Genomic DNA, 20,311 nt, shown 5'->3' with positions numbered 1-20,311 from the left:
CCTTTCTTTAGAAATGGCATACCTTTTAGTTTTAGGCATTGCCTGAGTTAATGGTGCAATACAATTTTCCTATCTGTTATGGTATAGTCGAAATTAGCGGTCGCCTTAATCGCTTTCAACGATCGCTCCAGCGGATCTTTCCAAGACAAAGCGATGGTGATGCGGTACGCCGATATATCCGGATTATGGATGGTTACATCAACATCATACCAGCGCGCTATCTCGCGTGCCAGTGCCGCAAGGCTGATATTTTCATACACCGCCATACCATTCTTCCAGGCTGTCAGGTGCGTCGGATCAGCAGTTAAACGGCTGACAGTTGCGGTATGAGACGTATATTGAATAGCCTGTCCTTTGGTTAAATCCGCCAGCGCTTCAATGCTATCCGGCGTAGTCTTGCTAACCCGCACTTTCCCCGTTGCCACCTGAACGGTATATGGCTGATGCTCATGTGCATCTATTTTAAACGAAGTACCGAGAACACGGGTTTCCAAATCGCCTGAGTGCACGGTAAAGGGTTTATCCGGGTTGGGATGAACTTCAAAAAATGCTTCGCCAGTGAACTGCACCGCCCGCTTTTCCAATCCATTGAAGTTCCTGGCAAACCGAAGCCGGCTTTCCGGACCAAGGTAGATAACTGAACTGTCTGGTAGGTGCACCGTTTTACGCTGTCCCCGTTGTGTGGCCACTTCCTGCATCTCCACATGTGCGATGCGTTCCTCGTTGGTTGGGGTATCCCGATTTGTAAGCGTCTGGTATATGAAGAAGCTTGCTCCCGCAAGCAGCAGCCAAATAGCCGCTTGCGAGAAACGCTGGAAGGGGAATCTCGAATGTCTGCCCCGGCGCCTGACCCTGGCCACAAACTTCTGTTGCCACGCTTTTGCGGTAGCTCCGTCTGCCGGACCTTCGTCAAACCGCTGCCAGTCGGCATCCAGCAGTTGCCTGAGTATGTTTTCGGCTCCGTCTTGTTTCAGTAATTCCGCTACGCGGGCGGCCTCTTCTGGCGTACATGTCCCTTCAAGGTATCGCTGGATGGTTTCCCTGTCAATATTGCTATCCATAAACTGATAATTCCCTTTATCTGTTTATACGAAAAACGGGCAGGGCACCCTACGTTTTTTTTCTGTTCGCTCGAAAACCGGAAGTGCCGTTGCCGCCAATTGCTTCAGCAATGGTGCATCGAAAAGAATAGCGCCAAGGAATGCCGCCTAAAAAATGAGCGAAATCAAAAAGATAATCAAGCAGTTGGTGCCGTATTGAAATTTTTTACGAAGGTTTACCAACGTTTTGGAGATGTATTTTTCCACCGCTTTTACCGAGACGTTCATCTTTGCGGCAATCTGAGGATACGAGAGTCCTTCATCGCGGCTGAGCTGAAAGGCAGTACGCTGGGTAACTGGCAGACTATTTAACTGACGGAGGTACCAAGCATTAAGCTCTTTGGCATGAACAGCATGGTCTGCGTCCGTATCCGCTGCGGACGATTCTGGAAGTTCATCCTGGAAAAGCACGGGCGACTGTTGCTGGCGATAGCAGTCAATAATGGCGTTCCTCAATGCACGGTACAAATAGGGCGCAATGGAAATCTCCGGACGCAGTTGTTTCCGTTTGTTCCAGATATTGACCATCAAATCCATCACAAGCTCTTCGGCCACACATTCATCACGGAGATGTTTCAGTGCAAACCGATGCAATTTATGGAAATAACGCTCAAATAAAACCGCAAACGCTGCTTCGTTACCGAGCCCGGCTTCTTCCAGAAGATACGCATCTGTGGATGTATTGTAAGTTTGGGGCATAACAGGCCGTACTTTCAAGCGCCAAACCTACGGTGAGCAAATAAGCAGCACGTTATCCAAGTATTATGTGATTGTTAATTATCCAGTTGCGGCAGGTTCCGTTTGTTGTCGCAGTTCCCCCTATATATTGACCCAATCGCACCTCTCGTTATTCTGCTATTGATATTATGTTTGCAGGGTTATACACTTAGTGCTCGGGGATGTAAAAAATTTAATACCTTTAATCATAAACAACACCATTAAATCATGAAAATCATCAAAGGAATCCTCTTGGGCATCATCGGTTTGGTTGCCCTTGTGCTGGTGCTCGCACTGTTTGCTCCAAAGCAGTTCGAAGCAGAAGCTGACATCGTCATTAACAGACCCAAACAAGAGGTGTTTGATTACATCAAGTACCTCAAAAACCAAGAAAACTATGGGGTCTGGTACAAAATGGATCCGGATGCCAAAAAAACGTACTCCGGCACAGACGGTACGGTGGGCGCCACTGTTGAATGGGACGGGAAGAAAATTGGGCAAGGGAGACAAGTGATCACGAGCATCGCTGATGGCCAGCGGGTAGAGTCTGACTTATTCTTTATGGGATCTGACAACCCCGCCAAGGCATTGCTAACTGTGGAAGAGGAAGGGGGGCCGAATGCCACGGAGGTGGAATGGAAAATCAGCGGCAAATCATCCTACCCGCTCAACCTGATGAACTGGTTCGTGGATATGGACAAGGACTTTGAAGAAGGGCTGCGAAACCTGAAGGGCATGCTGGAGTCCCGCCCGGAAACGGGCAGCAAAGCGTACTTGATTGATTATTACAACCAGACGACGGAACGGTTGAAAAACAGTGTAGCCGGACTAAGTGAGGCCCAACTGCAATTTAAACCTACAGCAGACCAGTGGTCCATCAGTCAATGCCTGGAACATATTGTAGCCTCCGAGCGGCTGTTATTTGACATGGCAAAGGCAGAACTGGATAAGCCGGCTCAACCCGAGCGCCGCCCGGAAGTGGCCAGCAGCGACGAAGCTCTGATAACCGGTATAACCGACCGCAGCCAGAAGCATAAGGCTCCCGAAGCACTGCAGCCAACAGGAAAATACCGCGATGCTGAGGCAGCGCTGAACGACTTGGCAACCATCCGCAATACCGTGTTGGACTTCATTCAGCAAGCTAATGTAGAAGACTTAAGGAACCATATTGCCGAATTCCCCGGCGGTATCATTGACGGATACCAGAACCTGTTATTCATAGCTGCGCACTGCGCGCGGCATACGCTTCAGATTGAAGAGGTAAAAGCGGATCCCCAATTTCCAAAGAGTTGATACGAAGAGCCGGGATCCCCCCGTGTTAACGGATTACCTTGGGATTCCGGCTTGTTTTCGGACTTTGGTGCCGCCTAAGGTCCTTTACGGAGAAGCGCTCTGGAACAAATTCCTGTTCATTAGCGTTTTTTTTCTCTTCGGCTTTTTTATTTCCTTTCTTTTCGGGCTTTTCCTTGCTCATGACTTATTCTTTTATGTGTGTTCACAAATCACTATCAATATATTAATAACAAATGCGTACAGAGATTGTTCGCTATGACTGTGCCTGCAAGAATAAAAAGATTCGCGAGGATTTGCCGGATTATTAAAAAACGCTATTTTTGTGCCATCATCAGGGAAATTAGCTCAGTTGGTTCAGAGCACTACCTCGACAAGGTAGGGGTCACAGGTTCGAGCCCTGTATTTCCCACCACAGCCCTCTGAAACGGCATCTCGCCGAGTACATACTTCGGTATGGATTTTGACCGCCAATTAATTTTGACTATCATTGGTCGGTATTACACCTAACGGATGGATATTCAGACGCAAACAAATGACGGTTTTACGATATATTCGCTAAGCGAATTTGCTGTTGCCATTGAATTTGCGCCGGATATTTCCACAGATACCCTGGAGCGCATCACCCGGTTCAATGCATTGTTGTGCCACAGCCCTTTCGACGGCTTCCGTACTACCGTGCCTGCCTACACCACGCTGAGTATTTTTTTCGATCCTGTGGTTGTTATCCAGTCGCCCCGTCTGCATGGCATCAATTGCTTTGAACGGGTTGCCGGCTTCTTAAAGGGACTTAACCGCGGAGGAAGCACCCCGGCCCTATCCACTGCCAGCCCGATCGCCATTCCGGTATGCTACGGAGGTGTATCCGGACCTGATTTGAACGAAGTGGCCAGATCTATCGGCATGACCCCGGACGAAGTAATCCAACTACATAGTACTGCTGTTTATCATGTGTACATGGTAGGATTCACGCCGGGCTTTGCTTACTTGGGCGGAATGCCCGGTGAGCTGTCTTCACCGCGCAAATCAACGCCCCGTGGCACCGTACCGGCGGGATCGATAGGCATTGCTGGCAAACAAACAGGTATCTACTCGCTGGAGAGTCCGGGAGGCTGGCAAATCATAGGCCGTACACCGCTGCGTCTTTTCGATGCCAACAACGCTCAGCCCACGTTATTAAAAGCGGGAGATCGGGTTGTATTTAAGGTAATAACGGAATGCAGATAGTGATTGAAAGACCCGGTTTGATGAGCACCATACAAGACATGGGGCGCTGGGAACACTTGTCGCAGGGCGTTCCCCGTTCGGGCGTCATGGATGTACTATCGGCTCGTATCGCCAACCTTGCGGTAGGCAATGAACCGGATGCCGCGGTTATCGAATTTACATACGGCGATGCACGGTTACGGACGGAAACAGATATCCTAATCGCTTATTCGGGCGACGGGGCTACACTCTTCGTCGATTCGGAAAGATTGCCTTCTGACCGACCGATATACCTTGCCGCCGGTTCGTATATTACCTTGGTGAACAACCCGGCCGGCTGCCGTACTTACCTGGCAATAGCCGGCGGATGGGACGTGCCGGAGGTGCTGGGGAGCCGCAGTACCTATATGCCGGCAGCTTTCGGTGGCTTTCAGGGCAGGGCCCTGCAAGCGGGAGATGTGCTGCATGCCGGCAGTACATTGTCTGGCATCGCCCGGCAATTGTGCCACCGGTTGCGGACGGCAACCTCCAGTTATAGCTCATGGGGAATTGCCCGATGGCGCTTACTGCCCTCCGACCGCCGGCTGATACGGGTCATACCCGCCCGCGAATTTACATGGTTTGAGGGTAAATCGGTGGTGGATTTCCTTTCATCGCCCTATACAGTGAGTCCCACCTGCAATCGCATGGGTTATCATCTCAATGGTGCCCCGATAGGCCGGCTGTTTGCACGTGAACTGTTGTCTACTGCTGTAATGCCGGGCACCATACAGGTAACCGGCGATGGCCGCTTAATCCTGCTGATGGCCGACAGCCAGACTACGGGCGGATATCCGCGCATTGCCCAGGTGGCGGCGGTGGATATGCCGCTTTGCGGCCAACTTAAACCCGGAGACAGCGTTTATTTCCGCGAAATCAGCAGAATGGAAGCCGAGAAGCTATACCTTCAGCAAGAACGGTTATTAACTAGGTTGGCCGTAGCCATAACAACTAAACTAACCGCCGTTTTTTCATGAAAACCATTGATCTGAATTGTGATATAGGAGAAACGCCGGGAAATGAACCGAATACGGCAGAGGAAGCGTTAATAGCACAGGTGTCGTCTGTCAATATTGCATGTGGTTTTCATGCGGGCGACCCCCAGCGCATGGAACTGACTGTCCGGTCCGCCATCCGGCATAGGGTGGCCATCGGCGCGCATCCCGGGCTGCCGGACCGCGAGGGATTCGGAAGACGGGAACTTCCTGTCTCCGCCGACGAGGTTTACCAAATTACGCTTTATCAAATCGGTGCACTATATAGTTTCACCAAGGCCGCCGGCGGCAGCCTGCATCATGTCAAGGCGCATGGGGCCTTGTATAACATGGCAGCGCGAAACCGTGAGTTGGCTGAAGCATTGGTTACAGCCGTATACGACTTCGATCCCTGCCTATTCATTTATGCACTTGATGGCAGCGAGATGGTCAAAGTCGCGCGAGAGAAAGGGCTTCGTGTGGCTACGGAAGGCTTTATTGATAGGGCTTATGAGCCGGACGGAACACTTACCCCAAGGAACGTGGCCGGTGCGGTCATTGAAGACATGCGGGAAGCCACCGGACAAGCGCTCTTGCTGGCCGACAAACTGGACACCCTATGCCTGCACAGTGATGGGATACACGCCCTACCACTCATCGGCGCCGTGCGGGATGCACTTAACCGAGCAGGTATTCGCATCAAAGCTCCGGGTTCCCTTGACAGCAGGCCGCTGTGAATAACGCGCTTGATTTCATAGGATTGGGAGTTATCTTTGTGTCATGAACACTATTGAATCGGACACCATACCGCCCGCCCGGCCCGATGCGGCAGACTGCTGTGCATCCGCGACCGGAGGTCAGCCGCATACGCCCGGCCATGGCGGGGAGCCGGGCATCCTGCGGATATTTCTGCCGGCTGCCGTTAGCCTCGTTTTACTGCTTACGGGCCTTGCCTTCGATGGCGAATGGGTGATACAGACCCGATTCTTTGATAACTGGGTGCGCTTGGTATGGTACGGCGCTGCGTATCTGCCGGTCGGAGGACCGGTTATCCTGCAGATGTTGCGGGCTTTCACCCAAAAGGACTATTTTTCGGAATTCACGCTGATGACAATTGCTACCCTGGGTGCCTTTTCCATCGGTGAATATCCCGAAGGGGTGGCCGTGATGCTGTTCTATACCGTAGGTGAAAATCTGCAGGGTTTGGCCGTCCGCAGGGCAAAGGGAAACATCAGGTCGTTGCTGGACCAACGCCCCGATGTGGTGACTGTTATGGAAGGCGACAAGCTACATACCATCAAGGCTGAAAAGGTCCGCATCGGGCAGACGGTCCGACTTAAACCGGGCGACCGGCTGGCCTTGGACGGCGAGCTTATTTCCGAGAGCGCTTCATTTAACACCGCCGCGCTTACGGGCGAGAGCCAGCCGGACTCCAAAATCAAGGGCGATACAGTCCTTGCCGGTATGATCAACCTGAACACGGTAACGCTGGTAAACGTTACCGCAACCTATAGCGACAGCAAACTTAGCCGGATCATCGAACTGGTACAACACGCCTCGGCCCAAAAAGCTCCAACGGAACGCTTCATCCGCAAATTTGCCAAGGTGTACACTCCCTTCGTTGTGCTGTTGGCGTTATTGATTACGGTCCTGCCATATTTCATCGTTACGGATTACCAGTTCAGCGAATGGCTTTACCGTGCACTTGTTTTCCTGGTTATTTCCTGTCCCTGCGCATTGGTGATTTCCATTCCCCTGGGTTACTTCGGAGGCATCGGCGCAGCGAGCCGCCACGGTATCCTCTTCAAGGGCGGTAATTTCCTCGATACCCTGGCCAATGTGAGCCACGTGGTGATGGATAAAACCGGTACACTCACCAAAGGTGTATTTAAAGTACAGGACGTGGTGATACGTGAGGGAGTTGACACACCAACGCTACTGCGATGGGTAGATGCACTGGAATACCACAGTACGCATCCGGTGGCCACGGCCATCCATGAATACATGGGCAACGAAGTCCATCCATTACAGGTGGAGCAGGTAGAGGAACTACCGGGACTCGGCATGAAGGCCGTGGCGAATGGCGAGCGTCTGCTCGTCGGCAACTTTCGCCTATTGGATAAGTTCCATATTCCCTATGACGCGGATCCCGCCGGCATCGGCCATACCGTTATCGCGATCGCGTATGGGGGGCGCTTCGCAGGATATTTTACCATCGCTGACGAAATCAAACCAGATGCCGCAACTGCGGTGCGTCAATTGAAGGCCATGGGCATCAAACCAGTCCTATTGAGCGGCGATAAGTCGACCGTCGTGCAATCGGTGGCTGCAACGTTGGGTATCCATGTGGCCTACGGCGACTTGCTCCCGGAAGATAAAATAAACAAAATCAATGAGATTAAAACAACCAATGAACGTATTGCTTTTGTTGGCGACGGGATAAATGATGCCCCGGCGATTGCCATAAGCGATGCTGGCATTGCGATGGGCGGCCTTGGCAGTGACGCGGCCATCGAGACCGCCGATGTGGTTATCCAGGACGACAGGCCCAGCAGAATCCCCGCAGCCATCCGCATCGGCCGGGCAACCCGCCGTATCGTCTGGCAGAACATCGCCCTGGCCTTCGGCGTCAAAGCCATCGTGCTCCTTCTCGGCGCAGGGGGAATGGCCAGCATGTGGGAAGCCGTATTTGCCGATGTTGGCGTTGCCCTGCTGGCCATTCTCAATGCCATCCGCATACAGCGCATGGCGTTCTGACGCCGAACTGTCAATAGGTGCCGGAGGTCCCACCGTGTTGCGCCAGCAGCTTGGCACTTTCCGCCAACCGGATAAATTCCGCACGGTAGCCTTCGTCATCCTTTCCTTTGGCCCCCTTTGCCCGGGCGATAAGGCTGTCGTAATCTGCCTGCTGCTTGTATTCGGAATTGCGCAGCAGCATGCCGAGCTCAGCCACAGCACTCGCAAACCGGAAATCTGCGCTGGCGTTCGACAGGTCTTGCCTGCCATCGGCTACGGCAACCTCCTGCTTACGGCTTTGCGCGCCGTGCGGGTCTTTATAGCGGAACTTTACAGTAGCCAGATCGGATGACCCGGACGAACCGGCAACTGCAGATTTTCGCTGTGACTGGTATTTCAACGGATCCACATCGCCGGGGAAACTGCTCTTTATACCGGCGGGGACAACCTCATATAGCGCCGTAACTGTATGCCCCACGCCCATATCGCCGCCCAGCTTCTGGTCGTTATTGAAATCTTCCTTCTCCAGTAAGCGATTTTCATAACCTAACAGCCGATAAGCCTGCACCTTATCTGGATTGAACTCAACTTGTACTTTCACGTCCTTGGCAACCGTAAACAGCGTTCCGCCGAATTCGGACACCATCGCCTTGCGGGCTTCCGTGATGTTATCGATATAGGCATAGTTGCCATGCCCCTTGTTTGCCAACAGCTCCATCTTGCTGTCTTTAAGGTTTCCCATGCCAAACCCCAATACGGATAAGCTTACGCCGCTCTGCCGCTCTTTTGCAATCAGGCTTTCCATATCGTCGTCTGTTGACGGCCCTACATTGAAATCGCCATCCGAGGCCAAAACGATTCGGTTATTGCCGTTGGGGATGAAATGCTGACGGGCAATTCGGTAGGCCAGTTTCAAGCCGGCACCTCCAGCGGTTGACCCCCAAGCTTGCAGGCCGTCAATGACATCTTTTATCGTGGCTTTCTGGCTGCCAGGGGTGCTTTCCATCGCCACACCCGCTGTGCCGGCATAGGTCACGATGGCCACGCGGTCGTTGTCGCGCAGTTGATCAACCAGCATTTTCATGGCGGCCTTGGCCAACGGCAGCCGATTGACGCCCGCCATCGAGCCCGAAACGTCCAGCAAAAACACCAAGTTGGCAGGCGGAAGCCGGTCGGTGGGAACGGATCTGGCCTTGAGTGCTATACGCAGCAGCCGATGCTTGGGGTTCCACGGGGCAACCGCCAGTTCAGTATGGATGGCCACGGGTTCGCCATTGGAGGGCCCCTTGAGATCGTATTGAAAATAATTAATCAGTTCCTCAATGCGTACAGCGTCCGTTGGTGGCAACTGGCCGTTGTTGATGAAGCGCCGCACATTGCTATAAGATGCTGCATCCACATCAATGGCAAAGGTAGACAAAGGCTCATCCACCGGGTTAAAAAAGCGGTTTTCCGGAAGCCCTCTGTACGATTCGGTGTTCATCCGCCCACCGACATACCCCGGATGGACGCCCCGGATGCGTACGCCAGAAGCGCGTCCGGCTAACGTACCTTCATCGACCAAAGCAACGCCGCCCACCAGGTTGGGCTTGCGCTGGCTGCCGTAGCCAACCTCAACCAGTTCTTCCAACGAAACCGACTCCCGAACAAGCTGCACATCCAGCGTATCCTGCTCACCGACCTTTACACGCTGCGTCTCATAGCCAACAAACGCAAACCGGAGGTAATGCCCGCGGTCTGCCGCTATGGAATAACGACCATTACCATCGGTGCGCGCAGTTGTCTGTGTCCCCTCTACAAGAACCTGTACGCCGGCGAGCGGCTTTCCCGCGCCGCTGTCATAAACTGTGCCCGTGATTGGGTGCGGTGTACCGTTCCTATACCCTACCAGGCATAGCATCAGTACCATTGCATAACAATAAGTTTTCATGGCTTCGATTTTTTTGGCCAAGGATGCAGCGACTTCCGGATTTCCATAAACCAGAAAAAAAAACTATTTTAACAACGGCAAAAATGACCGGACGACAGTACGGTAACCAACGCCCCTTAGATGAAATGGTTCAGCAAATCCCCAGCAGCTACCGGCAGCAGCGACGAACAGCTGTTGGCACGTTACCGGCAGACCGGAGAATTGGACGTATTGGCCGAATTGTTCGGCGCACATGCCGAAATGGTATACTATGTGTGCCTGCGTTACCTGCAAGACAACGAACGCAGCAAGGACGCCGTCATGCAGGTATTCGAGGAACTCGTCACCAAGGTCAACAAACAGGAAATCCGCAACTTCGGTAGCTGGCTGTATGTACTCACCCGCAACCACTGCTTGATGCAGCTGCGCGCGGCTAACCGGGCACGGGAAGTTTCCATCAACGAATTTGTGGATTTTCCAGCTGCCGTGCATCCGGGTAATGGTGCGGAAGAAAAGGAACAGCAACTCAATGCCCTTGAGCGGTGCCTTGAGAAGCTGCCGGAAAAACAGAAGCGGAGCATTGATCTCTTTTTTCTGAACGAAAAGTGCTATAAGGAAGTTGCCGAAATAACGGGATACAGTTTGAACGAGGTAAAAAGTTACATTCAAAATGGCAAAAGGAACCTGAAGATATGCATGGAGGCCAAGCATGAAAAAGCGTAACCCCGATATGGATCTGATCCGCAAGTATTTTGCGGGCGAACTTACGTCTGCCGAGATGTATGCGCTGGAACGCCATGCACAGGATGATCCCATGCTGATGGACATCATGCTGGGCATGGAACAAGGCGATCCGTCTATGCATAAAGCTGACCTGCAGGATATCCGCAAACGGCTTGAATTGCGCCTGCAACAGCGCCCCCTACAGCGCTTACGCTATTGGAAAGTCCGTGCCGTGGCCGCGACCATACTATTAGCAGCCGCCATAAGCATCCTTTGGCTGATGCAACCGGGCGCCGGCGGTGGCAACGAGCCTACGCTGGCCAACCGCCAGACCGCACCCGTAGTGCGGCCTGCCGAACCGCTTGCCGATGGGAAGGCCCCCGAAAGAGGGCTCCAGGCTACGCCGGAAACCAACGCGAAAGCACCGCAACAAACAGCCGTTGTACCAGACAGGAAGGCTCATGCCGCACCGAATAAACCCAGCCCGGCTGGGCAGCAAGAGGAACGCCTGGCCATGTTGCATGATCCTGCTGAAGATAAGAAAGATACGCTCGATGAAACTGTCGTGGTCGGCTTTTCCCAGCAGAATACCGCTGACTTAACCGGAGCCGTAACCAACGTTGATGCCGTTAGCACAGGGAGTCACAGTGCCGAACGGGGCTTGCCGCTGAACGGCCGCAGGGCCGGGATACGTATACGAGGTATAGGCGAAACGAGCCAACGGTTACAGACCATCACGGGGAAGGTTGTCGATCCGCAAACCGAAATCCCAATGGCGGGTGTCGCCCTCCGATTGGCAAACGATAGCATAGTGGTGACCGATTCCAGCGGAAGTTTCGTCATAACAGACTTGTCACTATTATCAACGACGACCATGGCGGGCTATAAACCGAAACGGATGGAAGTCACGGGTACTGACAGTATCAGTATTATCTTGGAACCCGACCTTGCCGAACTTAGTGAGGTGGTGATTGGCCGCGGCGGCGACAAGCGGCAAGCAGCGTATCGGCCCATGCCGTCAAAAGGATGGCGTGCATACCGCCGTTACCTCAAGCGGGAAGCCCGGCAAACGGAGGGCCTCAAAGGCACCGTGGTACTGACCTTCACGGTAGGCGACAACGGCATGCCTACGAACATCCGCGTTGTCCGTACGACTAACGACGCACTCAATGGGCAGGCTATCCAACTGGTGCGCGAAGGGCCAAAGTGGAAGCCGGGAAAAGACGGCTCGCGTACCGTCGTGGAACTGCCAATTACTTTCTGACGTGACGCTACCCCCGCTTGCCACGCGTTAAGGAATGTTAAAAAATCCTTTTGCCCACAGCGGCGCTTTATCTTTGTGATCATGATATACCATATCCGTGTGCCCCTTATCTGGCTATGCTTAGTCCCCGTTTTGTCTTTTGCCCAACCGGCTGACGATTGGGGGGCTTTCATCCAACGTATTCCCGTTGAAGCGCACCAGGGCAAAAACTTCCGCTTGCAAGCCGCGGTGAAAGTAGAACTTATCGACTCCACCGCTGAAGCCGAAATCTGGGCGCGGGTTGATAAAAAGAACCAACGTGTCGGCTTTTTTGACAACATGATGGACAAACCGATCCGATCCAGCCATTGGCAGGTGTATGCCATCGAAGGAAAAATTGACCACGACGCCGAATATCTCGCGTTCGGCGGGCTGTACAGCCGGCAGGGACGCTTTTACTTTGACGACTTTCAACTTTTTGTTGAAAGCGATGCGGGGGAACTAGAAAAAGTACTCATTCCATCCGGCGGATTCGAGGGCGATAGCGTAAGCCAACATTGGGGGTTCTTGCGGCAACATGAGGGGTTCACATTGAGCGCTACCTCCGAAGATCCCTATCATGGCAAACGGTCTGCATTAGTCGACGGTTCGGGATTCATAAAGCCCGTGGCCTACGGCAACAACGACAACGCGGGCCATACGGTGTCGGTCAACGGCGTCAACCTGTATTATGAGAGTTACGGGCAGGGAGCTCCCCTATTGCTGCTTCACGGCAACTCCCAGTCCATCATGGCGTTCTCCCTACAGATTCCGGAATTGGCGAAACACTACCGCGTAATTGCTGTAGACACCCGGGGACAGGGCAAGTCGACCTCCAATGACGAGCGTTACACGTATGAGCTTTTCGCAGACGACATCAAGGACTTATTGGATACATTGGGCTTAGATAGTATCAACGTAGTGGGATGGAGCGATGGTGGCAATACCGGACTCATCCTAGCCATGCGGTATCCTGCCAAGGTTAACAGGTTGGTAACCATGGGAGCCAATATACACATCAATGAAAGCGTGGTGGACCCAAGCATCCTTAAAGAGGTTGAAAAGCGCAGGAAAGCCCTTGCGGCTGACACCAGCGCGGCCTCGCAACATGCCGCACGCCTGATGACCCTCCTGCAAACTGAGCCTAATAGGATATACGAAGACCTACGGGCCATCCGATGCCCGGTATTGGTGATGGCCGGCGAAAATGACATCATTAAGGAAGGCCATACCCGTGATATCGCCCATCATATACCTAACAGTACGCTCTATATCGCTACCGGAGAAGACCATTATTTTCCCGTGAATAGCCCTAAAGCATTTAACGAAATGGTGCTGAAGTTTTTGGCAGAAGATTGATCAAATTTGCAAATACCGTTGAAATCCTCGAGATAAACGCTTACTTTTGCATCCCCTATCGGAGAGGTGTCAGAGTGGTCGAATGAGCACGCCTGGAAAGTGTGTATACGGGATGACCGTATCGAGGGTTCGAATCCCTCCCTCTCCGCTGAGAGGGTCTTCATCAAGAAGATCCTCTTTTTTTTCGTAAATCAGCAATCCTTTTTCTTTCATTTTCAAATGGTTATGCGACAATAAACCGAGCATGGTAGGTGTTCGATAAATGCCGTTCTCATAGTACAGATTGCTGTCGAACACCCTGTTCACAAATTCTCTTTTTTGCAGAGTATCGGACACCATATATACGTGGCGCATATCGGTCAATAGGTTCAGGTTGTCTTCCAATATGCTGAACGCCTTGCTTTGGTCATTGCTCAATCGTTCGATTGCCCCTTTGAGGTTCAGTATCTCGTTGTTGTATATCGAATACCAACGGTCATAGGTATCTTTATTGATTTCGTTCTTTATCCATTTCTCCTCGACCGAGAACAGTTTTTCCTCGACTTCCTGCAATTGGGTTCTCTTTTCGATGACCTTTTTACGGTTGCTCTCCATTTCCAAATCGAGCGAGCTTTTCGTTACTGTCCTAATCTTCCTTACCCTTGTACTCGGCAAGCTCATCAGTTCGCAGGCTTCCAAAAATTGGTTATGGGCTTTTATTGCACTTATATTGTTGTGCTTGGAGTGCCTGCATTTGTAATAATAGAAATACTTGCCCGATTTGCCCCTTGACGGTGCGCCCGACAATGGGTTTCCGCAATGGCATTTCAATACCCCACGCAATGGGATTTCATCATCTATGACCGTCCTTGTTTTTTCGGGGCGTTTCATCTTCTCCTGTACCATCATCCACGTGGTCAAATACAAACCACAACCTGAGGGTAGAGATAAAGCTGATATTAAGAATTTTATTATTGATAGAAAAAACAAGGAACATACGTTTTTGAAATTAGCTCCAGACTATCTTAAAAATTACATAACGGAGTTTAACTATTTATTCAGCCAGATTTACAACTGCTCTATATCAGAAATGTCGGCTATTTCCCACGAATACCAATATAATTTCGGAAACAATATGCGTAAATTTTTAGAAGCATACTTGTTCTATAAATATCCGAGTCATAAAATGTCAAATGATGAAAGGATAAAGAAATACTTTAACGATGATAGTGTTTCTATTAATCTTATCAACAGGGTTATTAACTTCTTTTCCATGATTGAATGCTATCAGGCCCAATCTGTCGAACCGACTTCTTTTGCCTGTTACAGGTACTAAAACGCTAGTGTTTTGATTTCGTCTTCATCGTGAGATACCAAGAGGAGCCCCACACCCTGATAATAAGCTGACGCATAGGAGGCATCGAAGTTTTCAAAGGTTCCCATGCATTCGTTTGAAAACCGCTCGCTCGAAATTACCGTCAAATGGTGTGTGGACGGGGAAGTGACATACAGATTCCCGTCGTGCAGGGAGATGTCCACGGGACTGGCAACCTGGATATACGTTTCACCTCCGTCCGACTTGTTTCGTTTTACAACCCTGTTCTCGTCATATTGTACGTAATAGAAATGGGCATTATCTGCGGTTACCGCTTTTACACTCCCATTCGTGGAAAAGGCATCGGAAACCTGGTAGTTTGGACTTTGCGGGTTGCGTACCGATACCACACGCTTGTTTCCATCGTCGGCGATCCATAATGTGCCCTTATCAAAAACCATCCCTCTGGGATTGTTGAAATTCCCGTGAATTGTGTGGCTGTACAGGAAGTTTTCATTTTGATTCAGGTAGACTGCGATCCCCGCCACCTGTTCGGTCTCGGCGATATACAGGTTTCCGGCATTGTCAAACACAGCGGCTTCTGCCGCAATGTTTTGAAAAGAAGGCAGAATTGGGGGAACATCCCCCTTACTCCAGGCCTCGTAGCTTCTCCATACCCGGGTTGTCCCGGCAGAACCGTATCCGTTTTCAAAGCCATTGTATGTGGTGATGGCGATCTTCCCGTCGTTGGAAACGGCAATGGCACAGGGATTTTCAAACGCAACAGCGTTGATTACCGACAGGCGGGGAATTTGGCACCGCTCGCCATTATTTGCCGGGTCTTTTTTACAACCCGTAGCGCAAAGCATGAAAACCATAGCCGGGATGATCAATCGTATAATAGACGTATTCATGATGGTGTCCTTTTTTTGTAATGTACAGCATGAATGATGCTGACGTGTTTTTGTTAATGTTTATGATCGTTACGTTATTGAGGTGAATAGTAATTGTACCCTCCCAATCGGTGACGCCAGAAAACGAGACGACCATCCGTATCCAGATAAAACAAAAAACTGAGATCTCCGTCCTGACCTTGGCCACCGGAGTTTCCGACCGGTGTATAGCTCCACGTCTGGTTTACCGGAATGACATAGGGGCCAACACTGTAGCTGTATAGCTCGTTCACCTCAGCGTTATCAATGACGAGCCGATAATTGTTATAATTGATCCGCTCATCCGCTCCGTTAATGTTCCATTCCATCAGTTGCCCTGCAAAGGTTTTTCCATTCAGGGGATTCCCCTCGCTCTTTCGTAAAAGTCTGCCCTGGCTTAACGCGCCGACCAGCAGCCAGTCGTCCACGGATTCCGTATCCGCGTCAATTTCAAAGTATCCCAGATCAGCAAGTGTTACCCGGTTTCCTTCAACGGTATAGGTCGTTTCCGATTGACCGCTTAGCGTATAGATGGTGGTTTTGCCGCCCACATCAAAGGTCATGATATAAGGGGGAGTGCCCGACTGGTTCATTCCCCAAAAGGTTTCACCAACAATCATGTAGTCGGCAATGCCAAAATCAGCGGGCATAGGTTCGGCTGCCTCTTCATTATCTTTGCTGCAGGACGTAAGTGCTGCCGTACCGAGCATAAGCAGGGCAAGCAGACTGATTGATATAAGTTTTGCTTTCATGTATATGAATTTTAAATTATTTCCTATTGCTGCGTAAATGCGCCATGATAATCCGGCCAAGTGGGAACATCAGGAGAGTATACTTTATAGTTTACTTTCAATTGCCCGTTCACCAGTACCATAAACTCTGTATCGCCATTGTCGAGTACAGCTCTTGCGGCAATATTTCCGACAGGCGTGTAGTTTTCGGTGCGTTCAGCGGTTTCCGGGTTGAAACCCGCATCTACCGTGTTCCCGTCAGCGGCAAAGCTGTAGAAGAAATTTTGGTGCAGGATGGACTTATCGCCTTTATAATAAGTGCCCGAGAATGATTTGCCCGCCAGTTGGTTGCTTTCCGGCTCTTTAATCAAAACAAATTCTGTAAATAATTCGAACGTACTCCATATCGATTCACCTTCAAAAACTATTCGGGCGCCTTCGCCGTACTGAATATCCATGGCATTTCCATTGATGACCGTATATGGAGCATCTATATCGCCTGACACCCCACTTATTCTCAAAATCTGTCCGGGCATGAATTTCATCACCATAAAGCCGGGGTAGGAGCCGTCAGGATTCGATTGTTTTACATACAGAAAATACCCTTCAGGGTTGTGGATGTCAAAGGTGTCTTCGGGGTGTATGTCATCGTCTTTGCTGCAAGAAGTAAATGCTGCCGTGCAGAACATAACAAAGGCAAGCAGGCTGAGTGATATAAGTTTTGCTTTCATAACAAACGGGTTTTTTGTGACAAAATAAATCTGCTACAAAGGTTTTCAGAATGCGGAACCTGCGCAAACCCCAATAGACGAACGACAGTTTTAATAGACGAAGGAAGGGTTTGCAAGCGATATGAATTATGCTTACTTTTGACTTACTTAAACTGCTGTTTTTCATGGCTTATCGCTGTATTATAATAGACGATGACGAGATAGACCGGCTTACTGTGCAGGCCTTTGCGAGGAGGTACACGTTCCTTGATATCGTTGGTGTGTACGATTCTCCCGCAGTGGCCCTAAAGGAAATAGAAGCCACCCGGCCGCAGGTATTGCTGCTGGATATCGATATGGGAGAGATCAGCGGTTTGCAGCTTCGCAGGGAGCTCATCGATACGGAGGCCTGTATTTTTATTACATCCTATCCGGACTATGCCGTGGAGAGCTTTGAGCTCGCGGCGTTGGATTTTCTGGTAAAGCCGTTAGCGGCGGAACGGTTTGCCGTCTCGATGCAGCGTCTGGAAGAGTACCTTCACATGCGTAAGAAATCGGAACTTCTGGACCACAGCCTGCATGGCGATACGATTTTTATCAAAGACGGACATCAGCAGGTAAAAGTCCGCAGCAGTGATATTCTATACTTGGAGGCGCTGAAAGACTACACCACAGTGGTTACCAAAGCTAAACGGTACCATGTGCTGGCTTCACTAGGCAACCTGTTAAAGACCCCTTCCTTCGAAGGCTTTCTGCGGGTACACCGTAGCTATGCCGTACAGCCGCATTTCATAGACAAAATGACTCCTTCGGAATTGCTTATTGACGGCGTAGCCGTTCCCATCGGGCGTAGCTATAAAGAAACCGTCCGGAATCTAATCGCGTAAATGATGGGTGTCAAAAACTTCATATCGTTGTTCCTTCTGTTGATACTTTCGGGTACGGAAGCCTTGGTACATGCCTGGCAAAATCAGGCTCAAGGGCAGTTGGATTCATTGCTGTTGCGGTTAAACCATGAAGAAAATGATACAATCCGGGTAGACCTACTCAACCAGATCACCCGTATCTATGCCGGGATTGATTTAATAAAAGCAAAAGAATATGCCATAGCCGCGGTCTCGCAAGCGGAACAGGCCGATTGGCCTATCGGGATCGCCACATCCGAACAATACCTTGGAAATGTGTTAATGGAGTCGGGGCAACGACAGGAGGCCCTATCCCATTTTGGCAAAGCCTATGACCTGTTCGTAGAACTGGGTGATGCTGAAGGGGAAATAAGCATGCTGTATAACCTTGGGAATATCCATCAGCATGAAAACCGGTACACAGAGGCATTCGACTTTTTTATGAAAGGGATGGATCTTGCTGAAAAGAACAACCACCCCAGCTTACAGGCCAAAGGGGCTTACCTTGTTTCGGCGATCTTTGTCCAGCAGCATAATTTTGAAAAGGCAAGAGTGTATGCAGGCAATGCGGCTTCCATTTTCAGGAAGGAAAAAAATTACACCGAATTGGCCAATTCGCTCGAAATAATAGGCGTCAGCCATCTTTTGGAGAAAGATGCCGAGCAAGCAAAAAAGCCATTCCTTGAGGCAATCCAATATTTGGATACCATAGGCAATGATTTTGGAAAAGCAAAAATATACACCCAATTGGTGGAATGCTATAACAATGAACCGGCTGTACAGTTAGCTTATATTGAAAAATCTCAGGAGATTTGGGAAAGGAGCAACTTGACCACCATTTATACCATCAGCAACATTGGCAATAGAGGAACCATTTACATCAACCTTTATCAAAATGACAGCCTGAGAAATAAAATGCCGCCACGTTTTACGATGTCGAAGGCCGAGTTGCTGAAGGCTGCCGATAGCGACCTGAAACAGGGTATATCGCTTGCCAAGGAGTCCGGGAACAGGGAGCAGTTAATGCAATTTTACCGGGCATACTACAGGGTACTGGAAGAGCAAGGCCGCTATAAAGAGGCCATTGAAATTTTAAATAGCAGCCATCAGATCAGTGATTCCCTGTTTTCCCAAGAAAATAAAAACCGGATAGCGGCCATGGAGAGCCAACGCGAAATAGACCTGCGGGACAAGCAGTTGGCGATAAACGAACTGCAACTCAGCAATGCCCGGCGTACCCGGCTTGCCCTGATCGGCGGAGCAGCGCTGCTGTTTGTCATCGGGGGATTATTGCTTTATCAAAATGTGCAACGCCGGAGGACCAATGCGGCGCTGCTTGCCCTTAATAATAAACTGGATGAAGCCAATAAGGTAAAAACAAGGTTTTTCGGCATCTTAAGCCATGATCTCCGCGGCCCAGTAGCCAACCTTATCCATTTTCTCCACCTACAAAAAAATGCTCCTGATTTGCTTGATGACAGTAGTACTGAACTGTATCAGCAAAAATTGACCGACTCAGCGGAAAATGTATTGGAAACCATGGAGACCGTCCTGTTATGGAGCAAGAGCCAGATGGAGCGTTTCACCCCGCAAAAGAAAATGGTGCAGGTAAGCTCACTTTTTGAATACCTGCGCAACAACATTCCCACTGATCCGGCCATAGTCGTATCCTATAGCAATCCCGAAGCTGTTTCCGTCCATACCGATGAGGATTATCTGAAAACAATTCTATACAACCTGACGGTAAACGCGCTGAAAGCCCTCAAAAACACGCCCGATCCGCAATTGGAATGGAAGGCCGTGAGACAGGACAATAAAGTACAGCTAAGCATTACCGATAACGGCCCGGGCATTTTACGCGAACAGGCAGACGCCCTGTACAACAAAGAAGCGGCAATAGGCACCAAATCCGGACTGGGCCTTCACATTATCCGGGACCTCGCCGATGCCATACAGTGCTGTATTGTTTTAGATACCGGGCAAAACAAGGGTACGCTGATTACGCTGAGTTTCTCATAGCGATAAAGAGCAGTGTTCGCACTCCCTTTAGACAGACTTTACTCTATTTATGGTTACTTAATAGCATCCAAAAACGTCAAAAATGGTATTAAGTGTTCGATAGTAATCCCTGTCAGCCCGCAACAAAGGAATCGTTTAGTATCAAGAGGCCGTCTCAAAAATACCGAGACGGCTTTTTTCGTTTTTTATCACTATTATCCGACTAAAGTCGGAGTTGTTTACATTTAACTGTTCTATCGGCCTTTAAGGCCGTTTTTTCTCTTTTATCAAAAAAGACCTACCCCTGAGGCGGTTCACCACCTTTTGAATGCCGAATGGCGCCGGGATCCCTTTGACCAGATGCTTATCCGGCAAGCGACTATCCATGACCTAACGTGTTGAGTAA

18 protein-coding genes and 2 tRNA genes are annotated in these 20,311 nt (G+C 50.3%); 13 read left to right on the top strand and 7 right to left on the bottom strand.

The window, feature by feature from the left end:
- Positions 1-47 precede the first annotated feature (47 nt).
- Together BM030_RS15615 and BM030_RS15610 are read right to left on the bottom strand one after the other, a co-directional pair.
- A complete protein-coding gene (locus tag BM030_RS15615; protein ID WP_090974535.1) occupies positions 48-1,061 on the bottom strand; it encodes a FecR family protein in 1,014 nt (337 codons plus the stop codon).
- Positions 1,062-1,208: 147 nt separating this feature from the next.
- Positions 1,209-1,799 (bottom strand): RNA polymerase sigma factor, encoded by a 591-nt coding sequence (locus BM030_RS15610; RefSeq protein WP_139215918.1) that lies wholly within the window; start codon positions 1,797-1,799, stop codon positions 1,209-1,211.
- Between the two features lie 246 nt (positions 1,800-2,045).
- On the opposite strand from BM030_RS15610, the gene BM030_RS15605 reads away from it, so the two are divergent.
- Complete coding sequence (locus tag BM030_RS15605; protein WP_090974533.1) at positions 2,046-3,110, top strand: DinB family protein; 1,065 nt, start codon at positions 2,046-2,048, stop codon at positions 3,108-3,110.
- A gap of 25 nt (positions 3,111-3,135) precedes the next feature.
- On the opposite strand, the gene BM030_RS19875 is transcribed toward BM030_RS15605, so the two are convergent.
- Complete coding sequence (locus BM030_RS19875) at positions 3,136-3,291, bottom strand: hypothetical protein (RefSeq protein ID WP_170845768.1); 156 nt, start codon at positions 3,289-3,291, stop codon at positions 3,136-3,138.
- A gap of 153 nt (positions 3,292-3,444) precedes the next feature.
- On the opposite strand from BM030_RS19875, the gene BM030_RS15600 reads away from it, so the two are divergent.
- From BM030_RS15600 to BM030_RS15580, 5 genes are all read left to right on the top strand, one after another.
- Positions 3,445-3,522 (top strand) — tRNA-Val (locus BM030_RS15600).
- Between the two features lie 98 nt (positions 3,523-3,620).
- Complete coding sequence (gene pxpB / locus BM030_RS15595; protein WP_090974532.1) at positions 3,621-4,334, top strand: 5-oxoprolinase subunit PxpB; 714 nt, start codon at positions 3,621-3,623, stop codon at positions 4,332-4,334.
- 20 nt (positions 4,335-4,354) lie between these two features.
- The gene (locus BM030_RS15590) at positions 4,355-5,329 is read left to right on the top strand and encodes a 5-oxoprolinase subunit C family protein (protein ID WP_244518987.1); all 975 of its coding nucleotides are present in this window, start codon (positions 4,355-4,357) and stop codon (positions 5,327-5,329) included.
- Positions 5,326-6,063 (top strand): LamB/YcsF family protein, encoded by a 738-nt coding sequence (locus BM030_RS15585; RefSeq protein WP_090974530.1) that lies wholly within the window; start codon positions 5,326-5,328, stop codon positions 6,061-6,063. The genes BM030_RS15590 and BM030_RS15585 overlap by 4 nt, the downstream gene beginning before the upstream one ends.
- Positions 6,064-6,106: 43 nt before the next feature.
- A complete protein-coding gene (locus BM030_RS15580) occupies positions 6,107-8,083 on the top strand; it encodes a heavy metal translocating P-type ATPase (protein ID WP_090974529.1) in 1,977 nt (658 codons plus the stop codon).
- 10 nt (positions 8,084-8,093) lie between these two features.
- On the opposite strand, the gene BM030_RS15575 is transcribed toward BM030_RS15580, so the two are convergent.
- Positions 8,094-9,992, bottom strand: a complete 1,899-nt coding sequence (locus BM030_RS15575; protein WP_090974552.1) for a vWA domain-containing protein — start codon at positions 9,990-9,992, stop codon at positions 8,094-8,096.
- A 120-nt stretch (positions 9,993-10,112) separates the two neighbouring features.
- On the opposite strand from BM030_RS15575, the gene BM030_RS15570 reads away from it, so the two are divergent.
- The 5 genes from BM030_RS15570 to BM030_RS20495 all read left to right on the top strand — a co-directional run bounded on the left by BM030_RS15570 (position 10,113) and on the right by BM030_RS20495 (position 14,650).
- Complete coding sequence (locus tag BM030_RS15570) at positions 10,113-10,694, top strand: RNA polymerase sigma factor (RefSeq protein WP_090974528.1); 582 nt, start codon at positions 10,113-10,115, stop codon at positions 10,692-10,694.
- Positions 10,681-11,958 (top strand): TonB family protein, encoded by a 1,278-nt coding sequence (locus BM030_RS15565; protein WP_090974527.1) that lies wholly within the window; start codon positions 10,681-10,683, stop codon positions 11,956-11,958. Before BM030_RS15570 ends, BM030_RS15565 begins: the two co-directional genes overlap by 14 nt.
- Positions 11,959-12,039: 81 nt before the next feature.
- Positions 12,040-13,335 (top strand): alpha/beta fold hydrolase, encoded by a 1,296-nt coding sequence (locus BM030_RS15560; protein WP_090974526.1) that lies wholly within the window; start codon positions 12,040-12,042, stop codon positions 13,333-13,335.
- A gap of 60 nt (positions 13,336-13,395) precedes the next feature.
- A tRNA-Ser gene (locus tag BM030_RS15555) sits at positions 13,396-13,483 on the top strand.
- Between the two features lie 690 nt (positions 13,484-14,173).
- Positions 14,174-14,650, top strand: coding sequence for an AAA family ATPase (locus BM030_RS20495; RefSeq protein ID WP_397236081.1), 477 nt, complete (start codon positions 14,174-14,176; stop codon positions 14,648-14,650).
- Here the strand turns inward: BM030_RS20495 and BM030_RS15540 are convergent.
- The 3 genes from BM030_RS15540 to BM030_RS15530 form a co-directional block, all read right to left on the bottom strand.
- Positions 14,647-15,543: an NHL repeat-containing protein gene (locus tag BM030_RS15540; protein WP_090974523.1), complete on the bottom strand. Its 897-nt coding sequence runs from the start codon at positions 15,541-15,543 to the stop codon at positions 14,647-14,649. The two genes, BM030_RS20495 and BM030_RS15540, sit on opposite strands and share 4 nt — an antisense overlap.
- A gap of 74 nt (positions 15,544-15,617) precedes the next feature.
- Positions 15,618-16,313, bottom strand: coding sequence for a hypothetical protein (locus BM030_RS15535; RefSeq protein WP_090974522.1), 696 nt, complete (start codon positions 16,311-16,313; stop codon positions 15,618-15,620).
- A 23-nt stretch (positions 16,314-16,336) separates the two neighbouring features.
- Positions 16,337-17,023 (bottom strand): hypothetical protein, encoded by a 687-nt coding sequence (locus tag BM030_RS15530; RefSeq protein ID WP_090974521.1) that lies wholly within the window; start codon positions 17,021-17,023, stop codon positions 16,337-16,339.
- Positions 17,024-17,187: 164 nt separating this feature from the next.
- On the opposite strand from BM030_RS15530, the gene BM030_RS15525 reads away from it, so the two are divergent.
- Both BM030_RS15525 and BM030_RS15520 read left to right on the top strand, forming a co-directional pair.
- A complete protein-coding gene (locus BM030_RS15525; RefSeq protein ID WP_090974551.1) occupies positions 17,188-17,889 on the top strand; it encodes a LytR/AlgR family response regulator transcription factor in 702 nt (233 codons plus the stop codon).
- Positions 17,890-19,926, top strand: coding sequence for an ATP-binding protein (locus tag BM030_RS15520; RefSeq protein ID WP_090974520.1), 2,037 nt, complete (start codon positions 17,890-17,892; stop codon positions 19,924-19,926). It abuts the gene before it with no gap.
- The last annotated feature ends 385 nt before the right edge of the window (positions 19,927-20,311 follow it).

Origin of the sequence: Parapedobacter composti, from assembly GCF_900112315.1 — a bacterium.
Lineage (GTDB): Bacteria > Bacteroidota > Bacteroidia > Sphingobacteriales > Sphingobacteriaceae > Parapedobacter > Parapedobacter composti.
Note: the sequence above shows the minus strand (reverse complement) of the source record. Positions and strands in the feature narration are given on the sequence as shown.

Bases quoted from the DNA above. Each gene is read 5' to 3' on its own strand.
- BM030_RS15520 (WP_090974520.1), top strand. From the start codon at position 17,890: ATGATGGGTGTCAAAAACTTCATATCGTTGTTCCTTCTGTTGATACTT.
- BM030_RS15535 (WP_090974522.1), bottom strand. From the start codon at position 16,313: ATGAAAGCAAAACTTATATCAATCAGTCTGCTTGCCCTGCTTATGCTC.
- BM030_RS15530 (WP_090974521.1), bottom strand. From the start codon at position 17,023: ATGAAAGCAAAACTTATATCACTCAGCCTGCTTGCCTTTGTTATGTTC.
- BM030_RS15575 (WP_090974552.1), bottom strand. From the start codon at position 9,992: ATGAAAACTTATTGTTATGCAATGGTACTGATGCTATGCCTGGTAGGG.
- BM030_RS15540 (WP_090974523.1), bottom strand. From the start codon at position 15,543: ATGAATACGTCTATTATACGATTGATCATCCCGGCTATGGTTTTCATG.
- BM030_RS15565 (WP_090974527.1), top strand. From the start codon at position 10,681: ATGAAAAAGCGTAACCCCGATATGGATCTGATCCGCAAGTATTTTGCG.
- BM030_RS19875 (WP_170845768.1), bottom strand. From the start codon at position 3,291: ATGAGCAAGGAAAAGCCCGAAAAGAAAGGAAATAAAAAAGCCGAAGAG.
- BM030_RS15610 (WP_139215918.1), bottom strand. From the start codon at position 1,799: ATGCCCCAAACTTACAATACATCCACAGATGCGTATCTTCTGGAAGAA.
- BM030_RS15570 (WP_090974528.1), top strand. From the start codon at position 10,113: ATGAAATGGTTCAGCAAATCCCCAGCAGCTACCGGCAGCAGCGACGAA.
- BM030_RS20495 (WP_397236081.1), top strand. From the start codon at position 14,174: ATGACCGTCCTTGTTTTTTCGGGGCGTTTCATCTTCTCCTGTACCATC.
- BM030_RS15605 (WP_090974533.1), top strand. From the start codon at position 2,046: ATGAAAATCATCAAAGGAATCCTCTTGGGCATCATCGGTTTGGTTGCC.
- BM030_RS15560 (WP_090974526.1), top strand. From the start codon at position 12,040: ATGATATACCATATCCGTGTGCCCCTTATCTGGCTATGCTTAGTCCCC.
- BM030_RS15590 (WP_244518987.1), top strand. From the start codon at position 4,355: ATGAGCACCATACAAGACATGGGGCGCTGGGAACACTTGTCGCAGGGC.
- pxpB (WP_090974532.1), top strand. From the start codon at position 3,621: ATGGATATTCAGACGCAAACAAATGACGGTTTTACGATATATTCGCTA.
- BM030_RS15615 (WP_090974535.1), bottom strand. From the start codon at position 1,061: ATGGATAGCAATATTGACAGGGAAACCATCCAGCGATACCTTGAAGGG.
- BM030_RS15580 (WP_090974529.1), top strand. From the start codon at position 6,107: ATGAACACTATTGAATCGGACACCATACCGCCCGCCCGGCCCGATGCG.
- BM030_RS15525 (WP_090974551.1), top strand. From the start codon at position 17,188: ATGGCTTATCGCTGTATTATAATAGACGATGACGAGATAGACCGGCTT.
- BM030_RS15585 (WP_090974530.1), top strand. From the start codon at position 5,326: ATGAAAACCATTGATCTGAATTGTGATATAGGAGAAACGCCGGGAAAT.